At 51.1% G+C, this 25584-nt stretch carries 23 protein-coding genes; 4 read left to right on the forward strand and 19 right to left on the reverse strand.

The genetic code is table 11. The features are described from left to right. Positions 1–28 precede the first annotated feature (28 nt). Together PLA01S_RS18105 and thpR are read right to left on the reverse strand one after the other, a co-directional pair. Positions 29–928, reverse strand: coding sequence for a cell wall hydrolase (locus PLA01S_RS18105; protein WP_127593424.1), 900 nt, complete (start codon positions 926–928; stop codon positions 29–31). Between the two features lie 97 nt (positions 929–1025). Then, positions 1026–1607, reverse strand: a complete 582-nt coding sequence (thpR, locus tag PLA01S_RS18110; protein ID WP_164817461.1) for an RNA 2',3'-cyclic phosphodiesterase — start codon at positions 1605–1607, stop codon at positions 1026–1028. 302 nt (positions 1608–1909) lie between these two features. On the opposite strand from thpR, the gene PLA01S_RS18115 reads away from it, so the two are divergent. Next, positions 1910–2863, forward strand: a complete 954-nt coding sequence (locus PLA01S_RS18115; RefSeq protein WP_127593425.1) for a D-2-hydroxyacid dehydrogenase — start codon at positions 1910–1912, stop codon at positions 2861–2863. 105 nt (positions 2864–2968) lie between these two features. Continuing rightward, entirely contained in the window at positions 2969–3280 is a 312-nt protein-coding gene (locus PLA01S_RS18120) for an MGMT family protein (RefSeq protein WP_071222479.1), read from the forward strand. 13 nt (positions 3281–3293) lie between these two features. On the opposite strand, the gene PLA01S_RS18125 is transcribed toward PLA01S_RS18120, so the two are convergent. From PLA01S_RS18125 to PLA01S_RS18135, 3 genes are read right to left on the reverse strand one after another with little or no spacing between them, the layout of a single operon-like run. After that, positions 3294–4274: a TRM11 family SAM-dependent methyltransferase gene (locus tag PLA01S_RS18125; RefSeq protein ID WP_127593426.1), complete on the reverse strand. Its 981-nt coding sequence runs from the start codon at positions 4272–4274 to the stop codon at positions 3294–3296. A gap of 19 nt (positions 4275–4293) precedes the next feature. Next, the gene (locus PLA01S_RS18130) at positions 4294–5256 is read right to left on the reverse strand and encodes an LLM class flavin-dependent oxidoreductase (protein WP_127593427.1); all 963 of its coding nucleotides are present in this window, start codon (positions 5254–5256) and stop codon (positions 4294–4296) included. Positions 5257–5279: 23 nt separating this feature from the next. Then, on the reverse strand, positions 5280–6695 hold the full coding sequence (locus tag PLA01S_RS18135) for a deoxyguanosinetriphosphate triphosphohydrolase family protein (RefSeq protein WP_127593428.1): 1416 nt from the start codon (positions 6693–6695) through the stop codon (positions 5280–5282). Between the two features lie 428 nt (positions 6696–7123). Here PLA01S_RS18135 and PLA01S_RS18140 point away from each other — a divergent pair, with 428 nt between their 5' ends. Beyond that, positions 7124–8443, forward strand: a complete 1320-nt coding sequence (locus PLA01S_RS18140; protein ID WP_127593429.1) for a polysaccharide lyase family 7 protein — start codon at positions 7124–7126, stop codon at positions 8441–8443. Positions 8444–8539: 96 nt separating this feature from the next. Then, entirely contained in the window at positions 8540–13501 is a 4962-nt protein-coding gene (locus tag PLA01S_RS18145) for a CBM96 family carbohydrate-binding protein (protein WP_127593430.1), read from the forward strand. 310 nt (positions 13502–13811) lie between these two features. Here the strand turns inward: PLA01S_RS18145 and PLA01S_RS18150 are convergent, their stop codons facing one another. The 14 genes from PLA01S_RS18150 to PLA01S_RS18215 form a co-directional block, all read right to left on the reverse strand. After that, a complete protein-coding gene (locus PLA01S_RS18150) occupies positions 13812–14597 on the reverse strand; it encodes a glycoside hydrolase family 73 protein (protein ID WP_127593431.1) in 786 nt (261 codons plus the stop codon). Then, entirely contained in the window at positions 14584–15036 is a 453-nt protein-coding gene (locus tag PLA01S_RS18155) for a phage holin family protein (protein ID WP_127593432.1), read from the reverse strand. The genes PLA01S_RS18150 and PLA01S_RS18155 overlap by 14 nt, the downstream gene beginning before the upstream one ends. A gap of 186 nt (positions 15037–15222) precedes the next feature. Continuing rightward, complete coding sequence (locus PLA01S_RS18160) at positions 15223–15393, reverse strand: XkdX family protein (protein ID WP_371860428.1); 171 nt, start codon at positions 15391–15393, stop codon at positions 15223–15225. Further along, positions 15380–15961, reverse strand: a complete 582-nt coding sequence (locus PLA01S_RS18165; RefSeq protein WP_127593434.1) for a hypothetical protein — start codon at positions 15959–15961, stop codon at positions 15380–15382. Before PLA01S_RS18165 ends, PLA01S_RS18160 begins: the two co-directional genes overlap by 14 nt. A gap of 13 nt (positions 15962–15974) precedes the next feature. Beyond that, positions 15975–18587 (reverse strand): hypothetical protein, encoded by a 2613-nt coding sequence (locus PLA01S_RS18170; RefSeq protein ID WP_127593435.1) that lies wholly within the window; start codon positions 18585–18587, stop codon positions 15975–15977. Then, positions 18588–19133 (reverse strand): YmfQ family protein, encoded by a 546-nt coding sequence (locus PLA01S_RS18175; protein ID WP_127593436.1) that lies wholly within the window; start codon positions 19131–19133, stop codon positions 18588–18590. Further along, positions 19130–20188, reverse strand: coding sequence for a baseplate J/gp47 family protein (locus PLA01S_RS18180; protein WP_127593437.1), 1059 nt, complete (start codon positions 20186–20188; stop codon positions 19130–19132). The genes PLA01S_RS18175 and PLA01S_RS18180 overlap by 4 nt, the downstream gene beginning before the upstream one ends. Next, the gene (locus tag PLA01S_RS18185) at positions 20181–20594 is read right to left on the reverse strand and encodes a DUF2634 domain-containing protein (RefSeq protein ID WP_127593438.1); all 414 of its coding nucleotides are present in this window, start codon (positions 20592–20594) and stop codon (positions 20181–20183) included. Before PLA01S_RS18185 ends, PLA01S_RS18180 begins: the two co-directional genes overlap by 8 nt. Next, a complete protein-coding gene (locus PLA01S_RS18190; RefSeq protein ID WP_009594605.1) occupies positions 20591–20887 on the reverse strand; it encodes a DUF2577 domain-containing protein in 297 nt (98 codons plus the stop codon). Before PLA01S_RS18190 ends, PLA01S_RS18185 begins: the two co-directional genes overlap by 4 nt. A 6-nt stretch (positions 20888–20893) precedes the next feature. Then, positions 20894–21859: an XkdQ/YqbQ family protein gene (locus PLA01S_RS18195; RefSeq protein ID WP_127593439.1), complete on the reverse strand. Its 966-nt coding sequence runs from the start codon at positions 21857–21859 to the stop codon at positions 20894–20896. Positions 21860–21871: 12 nt separating this feature from the next. Continuing rightward, positions 21872–22591, reverse strand: a complete 720-nt coding sequence (locus PLA01S_RS18200; protein WP_127593440.1) for a LysM peptidoglycan-binding domain-containing protein — start codon at positions 22589–22591, stop codon at positions 21872–21874. Between the two features lies 1 nt (position 22592). Next, positions 22593–24479, reverse strand: a complete 1887-nt coding sequence (locus tag PLA01S_RS18205; protein ID WP_127593441.1) for a phage tail tape measure protein — start codon at positions 24477–24479, stop codon at positions 22593–22595. Between the two features lie 194 nt (positions 24480–24673). Next, on the reverse strand, positions 24674–25096 hold the full coding sequence (locus PLA01S_RS18210) for a phage tail assembly chaperone (RefSeq protein WP_076324761.1): 423 nt from the start codon (positions 25094–25096) through the stop codon (positions 24674–24676). A 28-nt stretch (positions 25097–25124) separates the two neighbouring features. Continuing rightward, on the reverse strand, positions 25125–25583 hold the full coding sequence (locus PLA01S_RS18215; protein ID WP_009594586.1) for a phage tail tube protein: 459 nt from the start codon (positions 25581–25583) through the stop codon (positions 25125–25127). Between the last annotated feature and the right edge of the window lies 1 nt (position 25584).

The following is a 25584-nucleotide window of genomic DNA, read 5'->3' on the forward strand; positions in this document are numbered from 1 at the left end:
CCTACATACTAGTTTACCCATACGGGCACTACTTGTAAAAAGAGTGATTTCCTATTTTTTTAACGAACGTTCTTGAATGATGTACCGTCAGATCCTGAGCCAGCTTCAAAGACAGGAAAAAGTACGTATCGTCCTTTACCTCTTTTTGGCCATGAAGTGCCGCATTCACGGATTTAATCGTCTCTTTGTTCGGCTTGACACGTTTAAGACGCCCGTTCGCTACAGGACTAAATTGGTGCTTTTGATAGATGACATCGGTAATGGTATCGGGAAAATTAGCTGACCGCAGCCGGTTTAAGACAACGTTAGCAACTGCTACTTTGCCTTCGTACGGTTCGCCTTCCGCTTCTGCCATAACAATCTTCTGGAGCAGAAGCAGTTCTTCAGCTGACAAATCATAGGTCCAGGTCGCTTTGTCTTTCTGATCCTGGGTTAACGTATTTGTTCTTGTGAAGAATAAAGTTGTGGGGGGTGATAAGCTTTCAGTCTGAGATTTGACGACATGCGTCCCCTTTTGTTTTGCCGGTTTCCCGTCCGCAGTCTGAGATTTCGATGGTTTCTTTTTCTCATCTGCAGTCTTCAATGCTTGTTGCGAGTTCCAATATCCGTTTTCAGCCAAACCTATGCCTTTTGCGCTTGAAAAAGCATGGCTCTTGCTCCCCGGCTTATTCCACTCCTGGAAAACAATTGAAGACAAAATATTGACAGGTTCCCTATCCTGCTTGGTACTCGCCTCTTTTACGAATCGATCCGGGTCAGGGTCAGTAGCCGGTGCAGCCGTCACGAACTTCGGCATATCCTGCTGCTGTTCTTCCCCTTCCGTTGTCTTTGTCTGCATTCCAAGTAAACTTATAAGAGACAAACTCACAAAGAGCGCTCCAATGAGCAGCGCAACCCAGCGATTTTGCCGTAGCACGTTCATAACCATATTTTTCCTCCTATGATGTCGGCACATTCCTACACTATGTAACCACATTTTTAGGCTTTGAAAACATGGTAATTTTATGAACATTCTATCTTCAATTTCAGAAAAATGTTGAAAGCCGCGCCACACCTACTGTTTCGTACATCGGACTTGCATGCAAATTTGTTCGAAAAAGAACGAGCTGCTGCACTTCCCACTGGATGGGCTTGGGTCCTGTTCCGATAACATCCAATGAAAATTTTTGATTTCCTTGAAATTTCCGGCCAACCGTAATATGCGGACGAAACGGTCGCTCCTCCGGCACAAATCCGAAAGACTCCATCCTTGATACCACCGATTGCTGAAGCTGAGACAGAGCATTCAAGTCCCCGCCGACTCCCGCCCATAAAATTCTTGGCGAGGCGCTTGCCCCGAACACGCCGGCATCATAAAGGCCAAGCCTGAAGGGTTTATGCTCCTTGGCGACTTCCTGCAGCGCCGCCGTGAGCTCCGCTATGCGATTTGACGGCGTATCGCCCAGAAACTGTAAGGTGATGTGGTAATCCTGCGGATGAACCCATTTTTTGAACGTCACTTGCTCCACCAATGTTTCCGTCCAATCCTGAATCCGGGAAGACACCTCGGAAGGCAGATGTACGGCAACAAATAAACGATCCATAGCTCCCTCAGCCGAATGGCTCAACTAAGACACTTCCTTCCAATCTCTTTTATCCTAAGCAGCCACCGGCTGCTATAAGGCACCATGTTTTCGTGGTTCGTTTATAGTTTGAGCAATATGACCTGAAAATAGTATGAGGGGTACATCAAATTCGCCTAAAAATATGATGAAGCTTCAATTTACCATAAAACGGACAATAATTCATGTACAATTTTTCCAATCCGGACAGTTCGTCCATGCGCAACGATATGATTTCTGATAATATGTTCCCAAAGAGCGTTACGCTTTTATTCTGGTTTATATCACATTCCTTAGGAGGTAGCACCATGCCGAAAATCGTTGCCATACACGACTTAACCACGGAACAACAGCAAAAAATCAAGGATATCGCCCCCGACTACGAGCTGCTGGTTACGAAAGCGAAAGAGCTTACGCCAAGCATCGTTCAGGATGCCGAAATCATGATCGGCTGGTCACGCTCCATCCAGGAAGATATATTGTCTGCGGACAGTAAACTGAAATGGATTCAGGCATGGTCAGCCGGCGTGGATAAAATGCCGCTCAAAGAGCTCGAAGAAAAGGGCATTCAGCTTACCAATGCCAGCGGCGTACATAGCGTTCCGATCACGGAGCATATTTTTGCGATGATGCTGGCCTTCAACCGCAACCTTCATCTCGCCATTCGACAGCAATCGAACAACAAATGGGACACGTCCGGCACGTTCACGGAATTGGCAGGCAAAACCATCGTCATCGTTGGCGTCGGCCAGATCGGCAGTCATACGGCGCGCGTGGCCCAGGCGTTCGGTATGCGGACCGTCGGGGTCCGCCATTCCGGGAAGTCCGATCCTTACGTGGAAGCGATGTATAAGGTCGATCAGCTCGATGAAGCGCTGGCTGAAGGCGATTATATCGTGAACATCCTCCCGCTCACCGATGATACCCGTGGACTGTTCAATAAAGCAAGATTCTCGGCGATGAAGGACTCCGCCTTTTTCGTTAACGTAGGCCGGGGTCAAACCGTAGTAACCGAAGACATGATTCAGGCACTTCAATCCGGGTCATTGGCGGGCGCGGGACTGGATGTGTTCGAGGAAGAGCCGCTTCCGTCAGACCATCCGCTGTGGACCATGGAGAACGTCATCATGACCCCTCATATGGCTGGCGATACGGATCGCTACGGCGAGCGTGCCGTGGATATTTTCCTGGAAAATTTACAGAGCTATGTAAGCGGTAAGCCGCTGTCCCGAAATGTAATCGACTATAGCAAGTCGTACTAAGACCAGGTAACCATACAACAAAAGGAACGTCCCGAGGTTTTCATGCCTTCCGGGACGCCCTTCTTTATTTTTTACTACTTTTATACGCAATGGGAGAGAGAATCAATGCAGCCGTATACGGAACGTGTAATTGAAGTGATCCGGAGCATTCCGGAAGGATATGTCATGACGTATGGACAAGTGGCCAGACTGGCCGGCAGCCCAAGGGGCGCACGACAAGTCGTCAGAATACTTCACACCCTCAGTCACATTCACAAGCTGCCGTGGCATCGGGTCGTCAACGCAAAAGGAGAAATCGCCATCAAGGACGATGAGTCCAGACTCATGCAGGAGCTGTATCTTCAGGACGAAGGCGTTGCCGTCAATCCCAAAGGCATCATCGATTTAGAGAAATATCGTTATGATCCTGGGGAATAGATCATATACCCCATTATTCGCACAGCCAAATCTCCCTCACAAAACGCCCCTTCCGGGTCGTGCAATGACGCAGGACCTTCCAGCCCGAACTCAGCAGCAACTCGCGTAATGGCTCTGTGCTGACAATGACAGCTCTTTCTGACAACCGGCGTAAGCTTTGGAGCATCTGCAATTTCTCTTCCTCCGGGAAAACGGAACACAGATTATACGGCAGGTCCAGGATAGCGGCATCATAATGACCTTGTAATGTATTCATATCCTGAATGGCAACTTTGTTGTCATCATAACCGTAGTGCCTCAGATTCACCCTCGCTCCCCGAATGGCAAGCGGATTGATGTCACGGCCCTCGGCTGCGATTCCCATCGACAACGCCTCAATCAATACATTTCCCATGCCGCAGCAGGGATCCAGGAGCGCGACTCCGCCTAACCGAGGAACAGCCAGGTTGACCAGTGCCCTTGCGATGCGCGAGCTGAGACCTGTGGAGTAATTTTGCGGCTTCTGTTTATGATTCAGCCATACACGTTCAGGTTCATGAAGGATTCCCAATCTCCACATGCCGCCTGTGGACACCATGCCGAGCGTGACATCCGGAGCTTTCATCTGTGCAGTTCCTGTTATTTGGCAGCCTACCATCCGTTCATACCCGCGTGATTGTTCATAACCGAACCGATCTCCCGCCTTAAGGCAGACGACTTTGAAGGTTGCGTGGTTAAGATGAATGCGACTTGCTTGCTCGGCTATTTCTTTGATGGATTCTCCAGTCATCCTGACGTCGATACAGGCTGTTAAGAACGGGCTCCGATCCGGATCAACCCATTGCTCGCTTTCCAGCCAATCCGCACCGTCAGGCTCATGACCGAACAGCTCCGTCAGCTCCATCAAGCACAGCTCCCGCTCCGTTTCATGACAGGCATAAGTATACAGATAAGTGGACTTGCCGCTTATGAAGAATGGACCAAAAGTAACGTCATTATCGTTTGAATACATCATTTATTTCGTCTCTCTTCTATTATATATGTGCAGCAGTTGACTGCTGCTCCATTAACAGCCGATAGGATTCCAGCCGTGCATTATAATCGCTCACCGGCGTGACGATCAAGAACTCGTCACACCGGTACTGCTCTGCCATATGCTGCAGTCTGTTTCGCACACTTGCAGGCGTGCCGATGATTAGCCGCTGGGATGGGTCTGACGAATCGGAACCAGACGGGTCCGTGGGCACGGTGCGCTGCCCTGGTCGGGGAATTTGCGCTGCAAGCTTCTTTGCCTGTTCCTCCGTCTCCGCGCATACCACGCTTACCGCCACCATCGCGCACGGTTCTTGCAAATGAGCGCTTGGCAGAAAAGCTTCCCTATAAGCTTGGAGAACTTCCGCCCCGTCCGTATCGCTCATAAACTGTCCGAATACATAGCCCGTCCCGAATTCGGCCGCATACCCCGCACTCTTCGTGTTCGTGCCGAGCATCCACATCACGGGCGGAGTTGCGGGCACCGGTTTCGCTGCTACCGGCACGTCTTCATAGCGATACCGATCCTCCAGCAGTTCGGTCAAAGCCCGAATCCGCTGCGGCAAATCCGCCACATGACCCAGGAAATTTCCGCTAAGCGCCATGCTCGTATGGGCCGAACCTCCCGGCGCCCGCCCGATCCCGAGATCGATGCGTCCGGGATACAGCGATGCCAGCATACGGAAATTCTCCGCCACCTTCAGCGGGCTGTAGTGGGGCAGCAGCACGGCCCCGGAGCCGAGCCGGATGCGCGTTGTCCTGGCGCCGATATGGGCCAGTAGAATCTCGGGCGATGCACAGGACAGATGCTCCAGATCATGGTGCTCCGCCGCCCAGTAGCGCCCGTAGCCCCATGCTTCCACTTTTTGGGCAAGTGTCACGGCTTGCTGCAAGGCTTCTTCGAACGAGCTCTCTCCAAAACGCGGAACCAGATCAAGCACGCTCAGTTTCAATTGGCTATTCATGCAATCCCCCTTGTTCGCTCTTACTAATCCAAATCATAGATCGAACCTACCTTGAGTCCATATAACTCGTTATAGATTTTCTCGGCAAAAGCATCCGTCATCCCTGCGATATAATCAATCACCATATGCTCCCACGTCCAGATCGGCTGAGCCCGCTTCTGATCTGCCTCATAACGCTGTAGCCAGTCGGACGGAATAATCGCCGTTGAGGCGACAGGATCCAGAAAAGCGTCCCACAGGCGCTTGATGATCCACTCGCTGCGTTTTTGCAGGCGCTGAACCCGCAGGTCGCGAATCATGGTCACCCAAGCGAAACTCTTTAGGACGCTGACCGTACGCAGCATATCCTCATCTTCCACACCGTCTTTGACAAACGTCACCTTTTTCCAATCCCCGTTCGTAATTACGCCCAAACTACCTACAAACAGGCTGACCCAGTAGGCTTTGACCTCCCGCCGGGTACGGGAATAGTCATTCTCGCAGGTCGGCATTTTCTCGTTCCAGATTTTCAGAAACTCATCCAGCACCGTATCCACCTTCGGATGAATCTGCTCCTTGGTCCATCCCTTCCATACCTCGTCTTCCAGCGTCATGATCTTCTCCACGATCAGTTTGTTCAGGTGACTGTCCCGCAAAAAGTGTTCGTGCACCTCGATCTTCCCGGCTTTGATGCCATCCTCCAGATCATGCGCGGAATAGGCGATGTCATCGCAGAGATCCATCAGCTGCGCTTCGAGCGTTCGGTGCGTGCCGGGAATTTGCCACTCCTTCCGAATATGGGAGATGTATTCCCATTCATGCCGGTACATCCCCTTGGGGTTATCCAACCCGGAGAACGGATATTTATTGATGCCAAGCAGCACCGCATCCGACAGATTGAGTCCGTTGACGTTCTCTCTTTTCTCCAAAAACATGATCAGCCGAAAATTGTGCGCATTCCCTTCAAAGTGCTCATATTTACGCCGCATCGCCTGCTGCACCTCGGCTGCCTGCTCCGGTGTCGGCGTACCCGGCTGACGCGTCAGCTCCTTCTCGGTTCTCCGGTCAATGTGCTTCTCCAAAATGCCCTGCAGCACTTCTTCGCCCTTATGGCCGAACGGAGGATGCCCGAAATCATGGGCGATCGCCGCGCACTCCACCACCTCGGGATCAATCATCAGCCCGGCGTTGTCCGCCTGCTCTGGCATCACTTCGGGATAATTGCGGGTCAGGCTCCGTGCCGCTTCGCGCGCAATCTGCGCCACCTCAAGCGAATGCGTTAAGCGCGTCCGGTAGTAATCGCCGGTGCCGGCACCGAATACTTGTGATTTTCCTTGCAGCCTGCGGAACGTCGGCGAATGAATCAGGCGCGAATAATCCCGTTCGTATACCGCGCGTGAAGCATCGGACTTCGTTTGCTCTGGATATTGGCGATGCTCTCTAAGCTCCTTCAGTGTCATTTATCCCACTCCTGTTTTTATCTATTTATGGTCGATTCGGAATCGTTCGTTCTTATGATTATATGCCATACGGGATCCGAAAGAAAAATGTTATTCCCTTTGAACCTGTTCCCTCATTGTATACCCTCATCGTCATACCCGTTATCCGCTAAGCACGATATTCCCGTCAGGAGTGATGGTTGAAGCAAATCAATAAAAGATGATTGCAATCTCCACTGCGCTATTTCGTACCCTCAGGAGGCATTTAAGCATCAATAAATCCTCCATTATGCAAAAACACCAAGCGCTTATAGGATTAACACAAGACCTGTGCGCGCATTCTTGCTACGTTGTTAGGTAAGCGCTGTCATTCCTATCTTAAAGCGCACCACGGAAAGGAGGGAAATGATATTCCATAAGGGTTGCACCATTATACGGGAGGGATTGCTGTGAAACGAAGGCATGCTTTTTCGAAAGGAATAACGTTCTACCTGATCAGTACAGCCATGCTGTTAGCTCCTCTGTTTGAAGGACACGGATTTGCCGCTGGAGAGAGCAAGTACTCGGCTTCCGCATCGGCCAGCAGCTATGACACCCGCTGCGCTTGCGATGCATCGAAAGCGGTGGACGGCAGTCTCAGCACACGCTGGTCCGGCGAAGGCGACGGCACTTGGCTGAGGCTGGATCTTGGCTCCGCCCAACCGGTTTCCCTGGTCAAAATCGCGTTTTACAACGGAGATTCGCGAACATTCACCTTCGATATTCAAACCTCAACCGACGGCTCCAACTGGCTTCAAGCACGGAACGCTGTCACTAGCGCTCAAAACAACCAGCTGCAATCCTTCTCCATCCCCGTCGTGGAAGCCCGGTATGTACGCATTGTGGGCTACGGCAACACCTCCAACCAATGGAACAGTTATACGGAGGTTGAAATATGGGGAGGCACTGCGGATGGAGGAGGCGGGGACCTTGACCCTGCCGAGCCTCCTTCGGGCAATTTTGACCTAAGCAAGTGGAAAATCACCCTGCCTGACGCGTCCGAGGTCCAGGCAGGAGCACTCGCCAGCGGGTATGTGCATCCGGATTGGTTCTATACCGATCCCGTCACCGGCGGCATGGTGTTCACATCGCCTAATATCGGTGAGACCACCACGAACAGCACTTACACCCGCTCCGAGCTTCGGGAAATGCTGAATCCGTCGACGAACAGCGCCTCCTCATGGGCCAACAACTGGGTAACCTCTACCTCCTCCCCATCCATAAAATCTCAGGCAGGCGGCGTGGACGGAACGATGAATGCTACTTTAAGGGTGGATCATGTATCCGTCAGCGGGAACGAAGCCGATAAAATCGGCCGCGTCGTGGTCGGGCAAATCCATGGCCCAAGCACTGAACCGATACGGCTCTATTACCACAAGCGTCCTTCGGACAGCAAAGGTGCCGTTTATTTTGGAACCGATGATCTGAACAACAACAACACCTGGGTGAACATTCTCGGCGGACCAAGCCAGCTTAATCCTGCAAACGGCATCGCCCTCGGCCAGAAATGGAGCTATGAAATCAAAGTGACCGGGCTTCTCATGACGGTGAAAGTAACCCCAGAGGGCGGATCGGCCACCACCGTGACGCATACCCTCCCTAGCGGTTATAACGATAAGTATCTGTACTTCAAAGCAGGCGTCTATAACCAAAACAAATCCGATACCACCCCGGATCAATCCGACCATGTGAAAGCTACTTTCTTCTCTCTAACGCACCTGCATCCTTAACATCCACTCAATCCCATGCCCGGGGCAGTCACGCGCCTGCTTCCGGGTTTTCTTACACACGCTTTAACTACAAATTAAAAAGCGAGGGATGGAACGTTGAAGAAGACATTGAACCGAATCTCATGCCTGATCCTCTGCCTGCTGATCACCATAAGCGTTATGGCATCCCCGGGGCAGCTTCGTGCCGTATCCGCACAATCGGTTTCAGAATTCGATCTTGCGGATGAATCTGTTGCCTCGGATTCCGAGCCCTTACCGGAACCAGAAGGACCGGATATTCTGTTCTTCTCCGATAACTTTGATTCAGAGCGCTACGGTACCACGGGCGGCGTCGTTATTCCGCTCCCTTGGGTTCAGACCGGTGATGGAGGCAGCAAAGCCAAAACCTCCGTATCCGGCAGCGCTCCTTCTACGCCGAACCTTATGAAGATCGACGTGACCGATTCCGTCTATCTGCCCGTCAATACGACGGGTTACGGCAACATTAAGCTGAGTTATTATACCAGAGCCTCATCCTATGTCAGCGGCAGCATGGTGGCCGAGTGGTCGGGCGACGGCGGCGCGACCTGGAACATGCTGGAGGATTTCAAGCTGACCCCGGGAACGCCCGAAGCACCGCGCAGCGAATCCAACACGCTGAAAACCTGGACGCTGCCGCCGGAAGCAAGCAGCAATCCAAACGTACGAATCCAGTTCCGGGTAGGTGATCCGATGAACGCCAACATGTACATCGACAGCGTCTCGCTGTCCGGTCAGGCCATACTGGGCATTCCGCCTGCGGTCGATCCTGTGCCTGAACCCCCGCCGACCGAGACCGGCCCATACCCTGCGCCGGAAGGCGTAACCCTCTATGAGGACGTTTTGATCGGCAAAGCAGGGGATCGCGATCTCTATACGTCCATTGCCGTTCCGAGCACCCCGCCAGCCGAGCCTATGCCGGTCATGATCTACATTCACGGCGGGGGCTGGAATAAAGGCGACCGCAAAAACGCTCTCGGCAGCATCTGCAACTATGTCCTTAAACGCGGGTATATCGGCGTTTCCTTAAGCTACCGGCTAACCCCCGAAGCGCCTTACCCGGCCCAGATTCAAGACGTGAAGCTGGCCATCCGTTATTTGCGCGCCCATGCCGAGCAATACCACATCGATCCGAGCCGGATCGGCGTTTGGGGCACTTCGGCGGGAGGGCATCTCGCTTCCCTGCTTGGAACGACGGGAGACCTGACCATGGAGGATACGGTCACGCTGGATACCGGGGATACGGTGCATCTTCCCGATATCGAAGGAACCGGAGGCTGGCCGGAATACTCCACCAAGGTGCAGGCGGTGGTGGACTGGTACGGACCGGCAGACTTCACGACCGACTTTGCCGACCGGTACAGTTCGGTTACGAAGCTGCTCGGCGGGCATAACGCCCTGTCCGTCCCGATTGAGGCACGGCTTGCCATGCCGGGGACGTACGCCACTCCCGATGATCCGCCGTTCTGGATTCGGCATGGAGACGCGGACGCCACCATCCCTTATACCGACAGCGTAACCTTCGCCAATCAATTGACGGCCGCCGGTGTGCCTGTAGTCGATTTCGCAATCGTTTCCGGCCAGGGCCATGGCTTTACCGGGGAAGCCAAAACGACCGCGGATGCGGAAGCTTGGACCTTCATGGAGCAGCATGTGAAGAATCTGGAGGTAACGACGCCGATCCTCTACAAAGACGGCTATACGCCTCCTGATCCGACGGACCCCACCGACCCAACCGATCCTTCCACGGGCATTCCCGTTGAGGTTGGCCGTTTGGTGCCCACGGACGATGCCTTGATCGACAGTTCCAAACCAGACACCAATAACAATTCCGCTACAGGCTCAAGCGTCGGTCTTTTTAGCGTTTCATCCGGTACCAACAACAAAAAGGTTGTCTATTTCAAATTCGATGCTTCCACCCTGAGCGATCCTGACTACCGCTACGAGTTTCAGGTCGCCGCGAAAAAAGGCACCAGCAATACGGAGCTTGAGCTCTCCCTCTACGGGATCCAGAATACAGCCTGGAGCGAAAGCGATCTGACCTGGAACAATGCGCCCGTGAACAGCCTCGATTCGGCCGCTTATGTGGGGTCGTTTACGGTGAAGGCCGAGAATAGCGGTCGTCCGGAGGTGTACAGCGTCGATGTGACGGACTATGTCCGCAGTCATCTAGCAGATGGCAGCGTATCGTTTCTCCTTGCGGATGCGGCCCATACCGGTGTCAGCGTCAATATCTATACCAAGGAAGCCAACGGCTCCAGTAATCCAAGACCTGCGCTGGTCGTTAGCGAGTTGGTGGATTCCAGTCAGGATACGACGCCACCTTCCTGGCCGGACGGAAGCCGTCTGTCCATTCGCAGCATTGGCGAAGATTATGTGCATTTGGCATGGCCTGCGGCGGAGGACAATAAGATCGTCGCGAAGTATAACGTTTATCAAAACGACGTCAAAGTCATGGAGCTGGATTCCGACATCACCCGCTATGAAATAGAAGGACTGTCTCCGCACACGGAGTACAGCTATAAGGTCGAGGCCGTGGATGCCGCCGGAAACGTCAGTCCGGTTCCGCTGACGCTGTCGGTTACGACGCTTAGCACTCCCTTAGCGCCTTGGCCTGTGACCTCGGTCACGGCAAGCGGCAGCGACGGCAACATCGAGGATAATACCTTGGACCAAAATCTGTACACCCGCTGGTCTGCCGCCGGCGACGGTCCGTGGATCATGTACGATCTGGGCGAAGCCCGGGACATCGGCTATCTGGGCATTGCCTTCTATAAAGGGGACGCTCGGGCGACGGAGATCGATATCGAAACCTCCGACGATGGAGTAACCTGGACTCCCCTGTTCAACGGTTCGAGCAGCGGAACCACCACCGCGATGCAGCCTTTTAACGTTCCGGACACGAGTGCACGATACGTGAGGCTGATCGGGCGCGGAAATTCGGACGGCAGTGCCTACACGAGTCTGACGGAAGTCCATATCTACCCTCCTTTTGCTAACGGGGATACGCCTGTGGCCATTATTCCGGATTTTGTGCCGCAGCCTCCGGAAGGAACCGTTCCTTTTACCGCTCCCGGCATGAAGAATGCAGACGGCAGCGACCATCCGGTACATCAGGCTTTTGCTGTTACCGGAAGGACGCTGAACGTTATCGATTACGGAGCAGATCCTGCAGACAACGGCTCGGACGATCGACCGGCGATTCAACGAGCAATGGATGAGGCACTCCCGGGAGACGAAGTGTTTTTCCCGAATGGCATATACAACTTAAACAGTACACCTGATGGACTGACCAATCTGATGCTGAAATCGGAGGTCAATTTACGGGGGGAGAGCCAGAACGGTGCGATCCTGAAGACCTCGTTGAACAAGATTCGGAACAGTACGATGCTGAGATCCGCCAAGCAGCATGATCTGACCATCTCCAACCTAACGCTGACCTCCGCCTGGGAAGGTCAATATTCGACCGATCACAGAATCAACAACCCGGATGCCGGCGGTCCGGACATGATGATCATTGCCGCCAATTATGGCGAGGCGCCTTCATACAACATCACGATCGACAGCGTGACGATCGAGAAATTCAGCCGCATGGGCGTCCGCATCGAGAACAGCCATGATATCGTCGTCCGCAACACCACGTTCCAAAATGCCACGGACCTTGGGCCGGGCGGTGCCGGGTACGGTGTATCCATTCAGGGCGTACCGAAGGTCGACCGCAACGGGTTTGCCAATGATACAAGGTGGAATCTGGTCGAGGACTCTTCCTTCGAGGGGCCTTATCTTCGTCACGGCGCACTCATTCAATATGTGGCCCATAACAATGTGATCCGGCATAATGAATTCCACCAAGTCCGGCTGGATGCGATTGATCTGCATGGGGAGCTGGAGTATTTTAACGAGATTCACGGTAACCTGATCACCGACATGCCGTATGGTGGCGGCATCGGCATTGGCAATACCGGAGGAACGGCCCCGACCAATCACAGCAAATCCGGTCCGCAAAACTATATTCACGACAACACGATCCGCAATGCGCGGGAAGGCATCGTTGTATCGATGGGCTCACCGGATACCATCATTGAGAACAACCGAATCGAGAATACCGTCGACATTCCGGACGCCGCGGGCATCAACATTTTGAACGGACCGGGCACGATCATCAAGGGCAACACAATCCGCCAGAACACCGCCGAGCATTATTGGGGCATTCTCCTCGAGCATGACAACGGGGACACCAACGCGGGCGGCATTGGAGCCGGAGACCCGGAGAACGTGCAGATTCTGAACAATACCATTACCGGGAACAGCAACGGAATTCAGCTCAAGGCGGGCCAGAATATCAAACTAAGCGGCAATACGCTGGACAATATCGGCGAGAACTTTACGGCAGCCCCTGGCGTCACGTATACCGATTTCACCGTGAGCTTGGAGTACAGCACGATGGCCCCGACGAATAGAGACGTTGTTGCAGCCTTGGTCTCGAATCGTCCGTTTACCGTTACCAATAACAGTGGCTCTCCTACTTACAGCTTTACGGAGAATGGTTCATTTACCTTCGAATATGCAGATGAGGATGGAAACGAGGGGACGATGACGGCCACCGTATCGAACATCGATAAAATCGCCCCGGTGCTTAAGGTTACACTCTCTCCTTCCGTACTGAAGGCGCCGAACCACAAAATGGTCGATATTCACGCGGACCTCGAATCTAGCGATGAAGGCTCTGGCGTTGCATCCATCGTGCTAACCTCTATCACTATGGAAAGTGCAGAGGGCAAAGGGCATAGCGGGGATATACAGGAGAATATGAACGGGAAAGATAAGGACACGGGTAACAGCGAAAGTAAAGACAATAACAAGGGAGTTGATCGAGGACCGGATATTCAGGATGCCGAGTTCGGCACCTATGATACCCATTTTCGGCTGCGAGCGGATAAATCGGCACGCGGCCAAAGTCGGATCTACACGGTAATCTATACCGTTACGGACCATGCGGGGAATCAAGCGCAGGCAGTGGGGACGGTGAGGGTGAAGTGAGATTGATTTACACAGTGAATTATTAGTAATGTAAATGCATGGACAGGGATTTATCGAACAATTCGACCGGCATGAAATGCGCCGAGAAAAAAAAGACGACTCGGACACACTATAACAGCACATTTTGGAAATGAATAACCGAGCATAAAGATGCTAGTGGAGCACCAACGGATATATATCCACCCATACAACAAAAGCTGCCCATACCGTCCTATTACGGTTGGGCAGCTTTATTCTTCAACATAACTCAAAAACCGCTTCATTATATAGATGAAACTTGCGAAAGCATCTGCCATTGATAATTTTCGGATCACTTGCTCGGTCTATCGAAAATTCCCAGACGATGCAGCACGGTCATGATTCGATAAAAATCAAAACTGCCCTCAGGATCATGCAATACTTCTGCCTGCTGTGCAGCTTGTACTGCAGGTTCCGCCCAAGCTGGAACTTTAGCCGGTTTCTCCGTCTCAACAACCTTGAGCCTTTTGTTCATCTGCTTCATTTCATTGCTCTGCTCGGCTAGCAGTTTCATAGCAGAAGCATATTGCTTACTAAGCTGCTGCATCTGCTCTTGTGTTTTTTGCAGCTCGGCCGTTAATTGTTCGATTTTCATACGTTCCTCCTCCTCTGGACTAGGCACATCATATTGATAGAGCCAGTTCTGCTCCATAATGGAAATGAGCTTTTTCGGATAATTGGGGTCTGTGGCATAGCCCCCTCTCCAAATCTCGGTCGCCGCCGTTTTATAATCCGCCCATAACACGCCATGGTAGCGCTGTGGCTTGTCACGCGTGCCATTCAGGATCAGCCGGGTATGGTCGGCAACCGATTCGCTCCAGCTGTTATACTTACGAAACTGAGCTTGGGTCGCATAAGGCGTCTGTCCCCGGTACTCGGTTGTCTGCATAGTGACGCTTCCCGCTGGGCCAGTTCCTTTGATGCCAAACAGATTGTTTGCTTTTTGCGTTAAGCCGCTCATTCCCCAATTGGATTCCAGGATCGCCTGGGCAAGCGTAAGCGAAGCAGGCACCCCGTACTGACGCATATCCTGAGTAGCTATGGGTGCCAGCTTGGCTATAAATTCAGAGGCTTCCATCCTTTTTCTCCTCCTTTCGTGCGGTTGGCTTATCCCCTTCTTCGGATTTGATCTGGAATACCTGCACCACATTACGCAGGGACTGGGGGATCGGTACCCCCATTCTCCCAACGTTCTCAATAATAGACAGCAGCTCATTCGCGAGATAGAAGAAGATCACGGTATTCTGAAAATAATTCATCTCCCCCAGCACCCGGTCCACCAGATGCATCAGGGCGATGATCAGAAAAATGGTCATTTTCCTTGCAATACCAGTATATCCAATTCGGCTGCGCAGCTCGCCGTTCATCCAGGCCGCGCCCCATCCGGTCAACCAATCTATCACCACGAACCACAACAACAGATGCAGCGGCAGCGACCATCCGCCCCAGACGTACCCTGTCACGGCCCCCGTCCCCGCCACCAGCATCTTAAACAGCTGACCGATGTGCTCATACATAATTGTTCCTCCTTTTATATGGTTTTGAAAAAGCCCTCGGAGGAGCCGAGGACTTGGGTTGAAGTTATTCATAGCTGCTTTAAGCGAGAGATAAACCTCTTTAGCAGTACACCACTTCGCCTGCGGATCATGCTTCCGCCTTCTTCGTTGAAGCCTCTTTTCATGTTAGGCCATTCAAAGCAGCGTTTAGTATGCCTCGCCAGTGATGACTTCATATTCATCCGAGGTGATCACGCCAAACGCAACATACTGTCTCAATTGAGACTTCTGTGCCCAGTTCTTTTCATAGTAGTACCTCAATCGTTCAAAATCGTTCTCGAACATCGTCTCCCGCTCCTTTCGATCAGTTATTTTCAAGCGACAGCAACCGCAATTCAAGTCCCACGATTTGAGCGCCCTGTGCCTCGTTCTGTTGACGCAGCTCCAAGGCCTCCAATTCCCGCGTTACCATCTCGGAACCTAAGCGATCCACTTCATTGGGTTCTTCAGGTTGAGGTTTGGTTAACTTCTCGATTTCTTCTAGGGTTAGACCTTCGATCCAAAGAGTTGGTTGAGGCGTTGACTCCAGAACCGGCATGTCGCCGCGTTGCTCTTCTGGGAGTTCTCTCCAATCCGACAAGGCTTGTTGGAATGAGTCTTGTGCTGCACTTACGGCAGACTGGTATGCATTCCAGGCTGCAAGATCAAAACGCGGGCGGAACAAGCCAAGAGTTACCGGGATGCCGATGATGTAGCCGGAGATGTTGGATTCTGGTTCGTTGGATGACTCATTTTTTGGTCCCTGAACGCCTCCAATTGTGGTCAGCACATCTGGTATCCCTTGTTCCATGTAGGAATAAAAAGGGACGACACCAGAAAAGGTATCGTCCACTAAGGTGTCCTCTAAATAGAGGCCTTCTTCATTTACTTTAGGTACGGCTTTCATGTGATACCTCCTTTTAGTCTATTGTGAACGGCGGTAAATTTAAGGACAACCAAGATGCTTCAGCGGATATTGCAGGGCCTACTACATAAGAGACAGAACCATCCGATGAAATTCTAATTCTAGTTACTTGTTCAGTAGACCCGTCGTAGCAAATTGTTACAAATGTAATACTTTGCTTTGGCCGATACCCTCCTGGAAGGTAAAATATTGTGCTTGGGGAACCTTTTTTTATTAATCCTCTAAGGTATACAAAACCTTGGGAGTCTTTCATGTATTGAGCTGTAGTATATCCATAATAGTGCGTGCTTTCTGCATAAGGAATCCATCCATTTATCAATGTCGGTGTTATCCAACCCGGCGTATCCCTATCCGCCTTCTTATTCATCAGCACCGATACAGAGGTCACATTTTGCTGCACGGCGTCGGTCAGCTCTTGGAGCATCAACTTTTCGTTAGCTGCGTAAGATCCAGTGAATGGAGCAACAGGCGATTTATCCAACGTCAGGTATGTGACAGAATATGCAGCGGATGCGTCGTATCGCTCTTTGTTCAGACTGGCCCATGCAGGCCCATTAGATATCTCCAAAGCTGATCCCGGAGTCCGAAAGCCAGAACTATCAGGTGTAATTCTGATACTGTCTTTGTATAATCCGATAAATGCAGCAACGCGATTTTTCAATGGATAGGTTGCACCGTTAAATGTGGCAACTCCATTACTCGCAACGGAAGCGACGTTATTCTCCCGAATCACGATCCCCGATCCAACTTCGATCTGGTTTTCACCTTCATTAAATGTTACCATGCCCTCGGAAACGATAGCCTCAATCATCGGGGTAGCGAGTTGATACACGAGTTGGTATTCCGTATAGCCTTTCGCTGTAGCCGTCGGCAACGTAACGCTCCAATCGGAGCTGTCCCCTTTTTTGTACTTGGCCAAATTCACCCAGGCTTTACCACCAGCACCGTTATACACAGAAGAGGCGTTACCTGTTGCGTCATACATCTTCCATCCCATAAAATACGCCTTAATCTCGTCGGCTGTCGGCGTGTAGTTGTCGCCCCATCCGCTGTCTGTGCTCGCCACAGTTACAGTCAAATTAACACCATTAGAATTTAAATATGCAGTATCTGGGGCAGATGCATTTGCGTCAATAGTCAATACTTTCCCATCGTACTTAGTCGCATATCCACTTCTACTTGCTCCACCAATTCCAGCATTGTTAACTTGCATATTAATCTTTTTATACCCTATTGCATTACCTACAGTTGGTTGTATATTATTCGAAATAGTAAACACATTCCACTTCTTCAACTTGAAATACTGTCCGGCTTTCTCGAAAACTTCATCATCATTCGCACCCGTCACTGGATCGGCGTATAAGTCCGTTTGCAATGCGAGCATGGAGTCTTCGCGCGGTTTGAACGATTTGGCATCCGTATCGAGTGTGAGCATGGGATTTTTAAACGTAAAATCCTTTCCTATGTTCACGTCATTTAAGGCCACAATACGGGCAAACTTAGTTCCTTCCGGTATAACTACCTGTGTGTTTAACTCTCCATTAGTGTTATTGACGTCATTGTATAGGGTTTGTAGTATCGCTCCATTAGAATTGATTGCCTCAATTTTATAACGCGCGTCACGATACCCACTAAAGTAATAAGTCTCATTCACCTTTACGGGAATATCAACGTAGTTACTTCGCCCTGAGCCGCTAGGAGTTAGTTTCAACTCATAGGGACTAATAACCTTTGTCTCCCCGGAAAGTAGCACCCACTCATAGAATGGTGGCAACAAATTCTTCCCATACCGGATAGCATACGGATTACGGACAGGCTGAATACTATCCACGTACGGATACTTTGCGGCGACTTGTTCTGGTGTCATGCCGTCAAGTGCTGCGTATTCAGCAGCAGAAATCTCATAGACTCGAACTGAGTCTATATTATAGGTGCTTCCCACAGGGATATCACCCGAATTAGATATATCAAGCATAACCGAGTTGCGATCACCTAATTCCACTGCAGTAAGAATACGATATGCGAAACCTACGTTTCCAAAGTCAACATAATTACCCTTTACTCCCGGAATGGTATTTAGCCCGTCTGTAAATCTCATATATAAATAACTGTTTGGTAAACTGTTTTTTATATATGAGATGGCAACTAGATTTGAATTTGGTCGAACCCCAAATGGTGTTGTTCGAGCGTACACTTGGCCTTCCTTAGTTTGGGTTATTTTTATAGAAGCTGTACCCGATTCCTTATACGAGGTATCTAATGAAGCAGATGCAAAACTAGGTCGAGCAGTCCAACCAGTTAGACTCTCGCATCCCCCATCCCTCCCCAACAAATTCACCAACGTCCGCCCTTTAATCCCGCTCAACTTAAAAGGCGCGCTCCGCTCCGCGTTCACGATCTGAAGCCCCGGCTGCAGCACGACTTCCCTGCGCTCTTCCGTATCCAGACGCTTTTCCAATGCGCAGATGGCCTCGCTGGTTTCACCCGCGAACCGATCTACGGCATCTGCGTTCTGATCAATATACTTCTCCAGATCGAAATACGTCGTAGACGGCGAGGTTCGATCAATTTTGTTCAACCCGATATTCGGTGTAACCGGATTCGTCATTTAGGCTCCTCCTCCCAACAATCTGTCTTGTGTTGTTGCTGATATTTCCTCAAAGGTCATGCCCTCCACCTCGGCTATGGTGAGGTAACGCAAAGCGTAATCGACCGCCATATGGGCGGGCTTGATCTCCTCAATGGCCGATTTCAAATCGCTCAAATTGGGCGGGATGCCCAGCGTATCTCGAAAATGAATCGTCACTTTATACTCTGCCGGCTGGACGGATACCTCGATGCTGCCCCGCTCATAGGCTTGTGCCACATTTTTGAGCATGCTGGCAGACACCTTCCCGCTCCCCCGCATCTTTGAGATGACCACCGATCGCCGCTGTTCAATCGGCTTGGATAAGTTGACCGGGATGTTCAAGTCCTGCTCATATCTGGATAGCGCCCAAGTGGCGGTTTCGGGATAATACTGGTCCAACTGATCCTCCAGTTGCTGGGTCAGCTTGTCCAGCTCGGCCCCTTCAGCTCCGGCAATGACTTTCATTTCCCGAACGTCGTGATAAAAGGACGGCAAGTAACCCAGCCAGGCTTCGGCTTTACTCATCGGACCGTCACCGTCCCCAGGACAGCTACCGCTTCCGGTTGGATCGGAATGCTGTCCGTTCCTCCGTTCACGGTCAATACCTCGTAGTCAATGACAGCCGGAATATCCAAAATCACGTTGGCGATCCGGTTATACCGGACCAACGGATCGGACATGGCGAGGTCTTTCAGATACTGGCGCACGCCCTGCTCAATCGCTCCCTGCACACCATCCAAGCCAGCCCCATCGAGCAGCGTAACCTGCACTTCAATATGGACTGGCACTTCAGCCGCCCCCACAACGGTGACCACCGAACCGACGGGAGCCGCTCCTTCCCCCATGCCATCCATGGTCGGATCGATATGCTGCTGCACTGATTCCACTACGGAAGGCGTAGGCGAACGCATCTCGTTATCCAGCAGCACCACCTTGACGGTGCCCGGACCGTCCCATAAAGGAAAAGCCTTGGCCTTGCCGACCCCGGCTTTCTCCCTCGCCCACAGCTCGTACTGATTTCGGTTCGCACTGGTCACGGGCCGGGAGATTTTTTCGCGGTATCGGTCATATAACGCTTCATCCGATTCGGTATCTTCGCCAGGTACCCAGAGCTCCACCAGCTCGGCCTTTACCAAGCCTTCAACGTATTCAAGCGGAAGCAGCGAGCCGAATCGACGGTTGCCTTCCTTCCCGCTTGTCTCGCATTCCAGCACGTACTGCCCTGTACCCAGTCGGGTCATGACTTTGTAATTCAGCGGATCCAATGAAAAACGGCTCCCTATAGGCACATCCACCGGGGCGCCGTTACTGCCCGAAAATTGCCCCAGCAGCTGTGCTTTTGTAGCCTGCTTTCGGGTCAGTCCCGACCAGGCAATGCTTCGATCCAAAAATTCACCCGATGCCGTAGCGGCAAATTTCAGGTTCATGGAATACTCCAATTCCACGTACATCTGGGCAAGCTCAGCTGCAGAAGGAGCCAACGCATCGTAGATGATGCTGCCCTCTCTTTTGTCCATACCCTCCGGGATGCGATCCAGCATCCGCTCCAGAATCGCTTCATACGTCTGTTCCTCAACCATCCTCCCTCACCTCCTTGGTCATACTGTATGTGCCATACACACTTCGGACCGTAAACTCTGCCATGGCCAACTCGCCAGTAAACGTAATATTCATGTCATCCACCGACAACACGCGATCATCCTGCAGCAGCGCCTCCTTGATATGCCGCTCGATTTCAGCATAGGCCCACAGCGGGTCGCGGCCAATGACGGAGTCCAGCTCCTGCCCATAGTTGCTGCTGTAGATCAGATGCTCAAATCGGCGAGTCTGAAGGATTTTGACGACAGCCTGTTTAACGGCCTCAAGACCGTCAATATGACCGGATATCGTCCCTTCCTCCAGATTCAAGTCATATGTCAAGCTAGGCTGCTCCAAGGTTTCCACGATCTCGCTACCCGGCTGCAGCGTTCCTCCCTGCGGGATCATGACGGCTTCACCAACCGATCCAGCACGAGATACGTTTGCCCGCCTTGGTAACGAATGAGCAGCACCGTGTCTCCCGTTTCCAGCCCTTTTCGAATCACATATTCCGCGCCGCCAATGTTCAGCTTGTACTCGGTCATCGACTCTCCGATAACCAAAAAATCCTCCGTCAGGCTGAAACGCTGATCCACGTTCACCTCCAGAGGATGGATTGATGTGACTGTACCGTACAGCACCGCCATCGGGTTTGTGCTACCCACGGCGCTGAGACTGGCTTTTTTGATAATATCCAGCATTCCTGCTTACACCACCTTCATATTCAGCGACATCGTGTGCGTACCGTCCGAGAATTTATGCGTACATTCATCGATGAGATACGGCTTCAAGCCTTCATCAGGTAGATTCACATAAATCGTGTTTCCGGCACGGACCCGTAAATCCCCGATAGCCTCGATCGACAACGTTTGCTGCTCCCTGTTCTTCAGCTCCAACAAATTTTGAGCTAACTGCTTCAACTGAGCAGGATTCATGTTCTCGTCAGCAACCTCGTACAACTGGAGCAAGCCCCACTGGGCAATGTTTTGTCCGTGCTGGTAAAGGTAAATGTCCCGCTTGCCCGTCTGCTTGTTGTCCCTCACGACTTTGACGCGGTTGTACGTCTCGTTGTCGATGCTTTTTTTATATGAAAAATCCGTCATAAGGCTGTCTTCTCCCACCGCAAGCATGAGCAGCATGTCGTTGATGTTGGTCAACGTCAGTTCGCCATACTGGTCGTAAAACATATAATACTGCTTGGTTGCAATCAGCGTAGAATCCAAGGCCTTGCAGATGATATCAATCAGCTTCTTGTCTGCTTCCAGCATGGCAGGGATGGTATGGCCGGTATCGGCCAGCGTCCCTGTTTTCAGATTAAAATCCTTGGCAATCTTGCGAATGATATCCTCCACCTTGGCATTCGTGAACCGGTAAGTGTCGTTGCTGGACAAGTAGCGCAGCTGATCGTAAGCCATCACCTTGACCTGGGCGTCCATGCCCCACTCCTTGGAAAAAACATATCCATAAAACAGATCCTTGTTATCCTTGCGGAAGCGCACAATGTCGCCGTTCTCCACTTCGAATGCCTTGCTCTGCGCCAGGCCATCGTTCACATAGTTAATATCCAGACTTGCCGGCTTCGCCTGACGGCTTGTTTTCCACGTGATATCGGTTACGATCTGCCCCAGATCCCACACGCTTCCGTTCTTGCGGTCAATCATCAATTCAATCATGGCGCCACCTCTTTAGGGAATCTTGAGAACCCGGCCGATGGCCAGCTTCCTGACCTCATGGTCCTTGATTCCATTCAGTTTTTGGATGTCCGCATGACGGGAACCGCTGCCGAGCAGCTTTTGGGCAATGCTCCACAGGGTGTCGCCTTTGGCAACCGTATAGGAGGTTGGTTTTTTGCGGTCATCCGGCCGGTCTTTCTTCTTCACGGCTGCCGCTTTTTTGTCTTTTACCGGTACCACCTTCCGAGCCCCATAAAACACATAGCGTTTAAGCGTAATCGAGAACTCAATATCCTCCGGCGATCCGGACATCGTATTCCAGTTGAAGCTCTCGATGGAGGCCGCCATGTTGATGCCAAAAGACTTCATCGCCCGCACCACATTCTTACCATCCGTACCGCTCAGCGGATCGGGAACGAGGCCCGTCATGACAAAGCGAACAGGTCTGCGGGTCTCCATCCAGCCTTTAATGGTATTTACGTAGTCAATCGGCAGCTTCAGCTTTTTGTCAGAACCTAGATGTACAAATGGATACACCCTGCCCGGGAAAAAGCTCTCAAACGAAATCTCCGTCAGCTTCGGATGCAGAATCGCATTTACTTCGCCAAGCCCCGCGACCGTATAGGATTTACCTTCACCGCTATCCTTGACGTCAATCCGCTCAGGATTCACCGGAAATCGGAAAACCTCCTCCTGGTTATTGAAGCTCAGAAAAAATCCATAATCGCTCATGCTACAAGTACACCCCCTCGGCACTGGACACAAACTGCTCCTCCAGCGTTCGGTTAATTCTCGACATGATCGTATCCAGATCGGCCCCGGAGTTAATATCTCCCGTCGTCATCTGCACGGTCGGCGTCAGGGTGATCATATTGCTGATTGCATTCACTTCCGCCAAGTCGCGCATGACCTTCAGATCCTCGCTTGCCACGTCCACCGAGTTGTCCACTTTGCCTATGGAATCGATGCTGCCGCCCGCAGGGGCTACAGGAATTGGGGCCGTTGGCATGGCGGGCATAGCAGGCATGGACGGGGTCGGGGTTATTTTTGGAACGGCAACATCGTATCCGGTTTTCCCCGTGTTGTAGTGTTTTAAAAGATCCTCGTTGTTCTTGCCCAGGTTCTTATCCGGCATGAATTTATCCTTAAATGTATCCATGGAGAAATCTTCTATGCCTTTCTGTCCGGTGTCTTTAAAATTCGTAAAGTCTGCCTTATACTCAATCTCGGCGATTTGCTTGGTATCCACACCAAGGACCTTTCCAAAAAAGCCCGCTACCGTGTTAACACCTTTAATGATGCCGTTAATGACGGAAATGACAGTGTTCACCGTGTTTTGCGCCAGGTCGACAATGAAGCCGAATACGTTGCTGAATATTTGCTTAAGGCCCAGCGTCACCACTTTCCAAGCCCCGAATGCAGCCATTGCAGCGATAATTAATGAAATTAATAGCATAAGAGGATTGGCTTTGATAACCATATTAAATATTCTCATCGCTCCTGCAGCGATGTTCGTAATCGTGGCCATCAGGGATTGAGCTGCCGCAAATGCATAAGCCGATATTCTCCCCATGATCATCCCTGCATTTAACATCGCAAAAAAAACACCCACTAAAACGATAACAGGAAGTAACCCCATAAATATAGTGATCAGACTCCATATGGTGTTACCGACACCAGCAATCGTTGCTTTAATGAATTCCCAGGCTGGAGGGATCATCTGCGCTACCCACAAAAACCCCTCAGCAATTACGGTTAATCCTATGGATATAGCATCAATAAAAGGCTGGAAAGTCCCGTTTTCAAAAGCTGCATTTAACATATCTAGAATTGGCATAATTGCAGCTAACGCCCCACCTCCCATCTGAACAAAAGAATCGTTCACGGACCCCATTAATTGCTTCCACTTATTAACTGGTGAATTCAGCATGTTATCCATAGCTTCCTGTGTCATACCTGATCTTTGAAGCAATTTGTCCATGGATGAAAGAAACGCTGTGAAATTGCCCTTCGATGATACGATCTCCGAATTAAAACTTTTAAGCTGGGAATCAGGAATATTAAAATTTTTAGCTAGAGCGCTAGTATCACCCTGCATCGCACTCATAATTGCTGCAGTTGCATCCTTCGAGCTTTTGTTACCGGAGGAGAGTACGCTCATTCGATCAGCAAAACCAATTAATTGCGAGATTTGATCTGAGTTTTTAGTCATCGACATGAATGATAGTGCATTATTTAATGATTCGTTAACATCAACTCCGGTTTTCAATGCGTTCTGTTTCACGTTTTCGAATATGGCGGAACCTACCTCGGCATTACCAGTCTTAACTTTAAATAAGTCTTCCAATGCTTGTTCTTTGGCTGCTGGAACTATCGTCATTTTGGCTACAAAATCGGCTGCTTTAAAAACAGATTTGAGCAATTTAAAAGCATTGCCAAGCCTGCTGGCTTTCTTCTCCCCTTGTTCAATCCGTTCATTAAGCTGCTCTTGTTCTGCTGCTGCCTCAGCAATTTGATCAACAGTTTGTTGAAAGCTGTTTTCAAGCTGTAACAGCTGATTCACGATCATTTCATTAGCTAAATTATTTAAGCGCAGGAGTGCATCCTTTACACTCGCCATTCCCTCACCCCCTTCTTCTACAACCTATCTCCGCTTCCGGACTCGCTCACGCTTCTCCTTCTCCACCCGCATCGAAATCATGGCATAGATGGCGGCCCGTTCCCGGACCGTCATCGCCATGAGCTGGTGAGGAAGGATGTGCAGTTCATGGAGGGCGTAGTACGCATAGTTCGCATCACCGTCGCCCTCTTTGATTAGTTTTTTACGTCATCCACCAGTTCGTTCATATCGCGGTCAAAACCGTTCAGGGCTTGCACCCGCTCTCCAAGCGCGGCGAACTCGCCGGGCAGCAGCATTTTGCGGAGCAGGGATTCTGCACCTAGCACGCCATAGGATTTTTGCAGCTCGCTGTTTTTCAAATCTGGGAAGATGACACTCGATACCATCAGCTTCGCCATATAGTCGTTCGGGTCGATTTCCGGCGTGAAGACGCCATTCTTACCCTTGACCTTACGCGTAGCCGCTTTGCGGCACTCCTGGTTCTCTTCCTCCGTGATGCTGCGCAGCTTCCAAGGAACGGGGCTCCCTTCCGCGTTCTTAAAACGAACAGAGACCACGAATTCCTCCGTGATCTCCGCAGACGACTGCCCAGCAAAAAACATGCTAAAATCGCTCATATTCCTTCCTCCTCATTTATGCTAAGTATTAAGCTAATGGGTTAAACGGCGTCTCAATCCGCACATTTTCAAACGTGAAGGCCACTTCTTCCTCCAGCGCCTCCGCTTCGGTGTCGAGCGATGCCATAATCACGCTATCCAGGTTAACCCCTTCCAAAATAACCGTCTGACGTCCCGTCGACGAGCCCGGATCCTCGTTGCGCACTTCGATCATGAAGTAGGCGTCTTTGCCGGTCTGAATGTATTCCATCATCAGCTCGCGGAACAGCGTGGTCACGTAATAAATGGTCATCGTGCCGCTGCCCTTCCAGCCAATGGCTTTGTGCTGTACAGCGCGTTGGCCCATCGTTTTCAGCTCGGCTTTTTCCTTCTCCACCGTAGCTTCCAGTGTTTTAATGTAGAACATTTCCTCCATACGGTCGCCAATCTTGACGAATGCCTTTCCCTCTTGCCCCGAAATCGTGTCGCTTGCCCGTAAAAATGCCATC

Origin of the sequence: Paenibacillus lautus NBRC 15380 (assembly GCF_004000945.1) — a bacterium.
GTDB classification, from domain to species: domain Bacteria; phylum Bacillota; class Bacilli; order Paenibacillales; family Paenibacillaceae; genus Paenibacillus_AQ; species Paenibacillus_AQ lautus.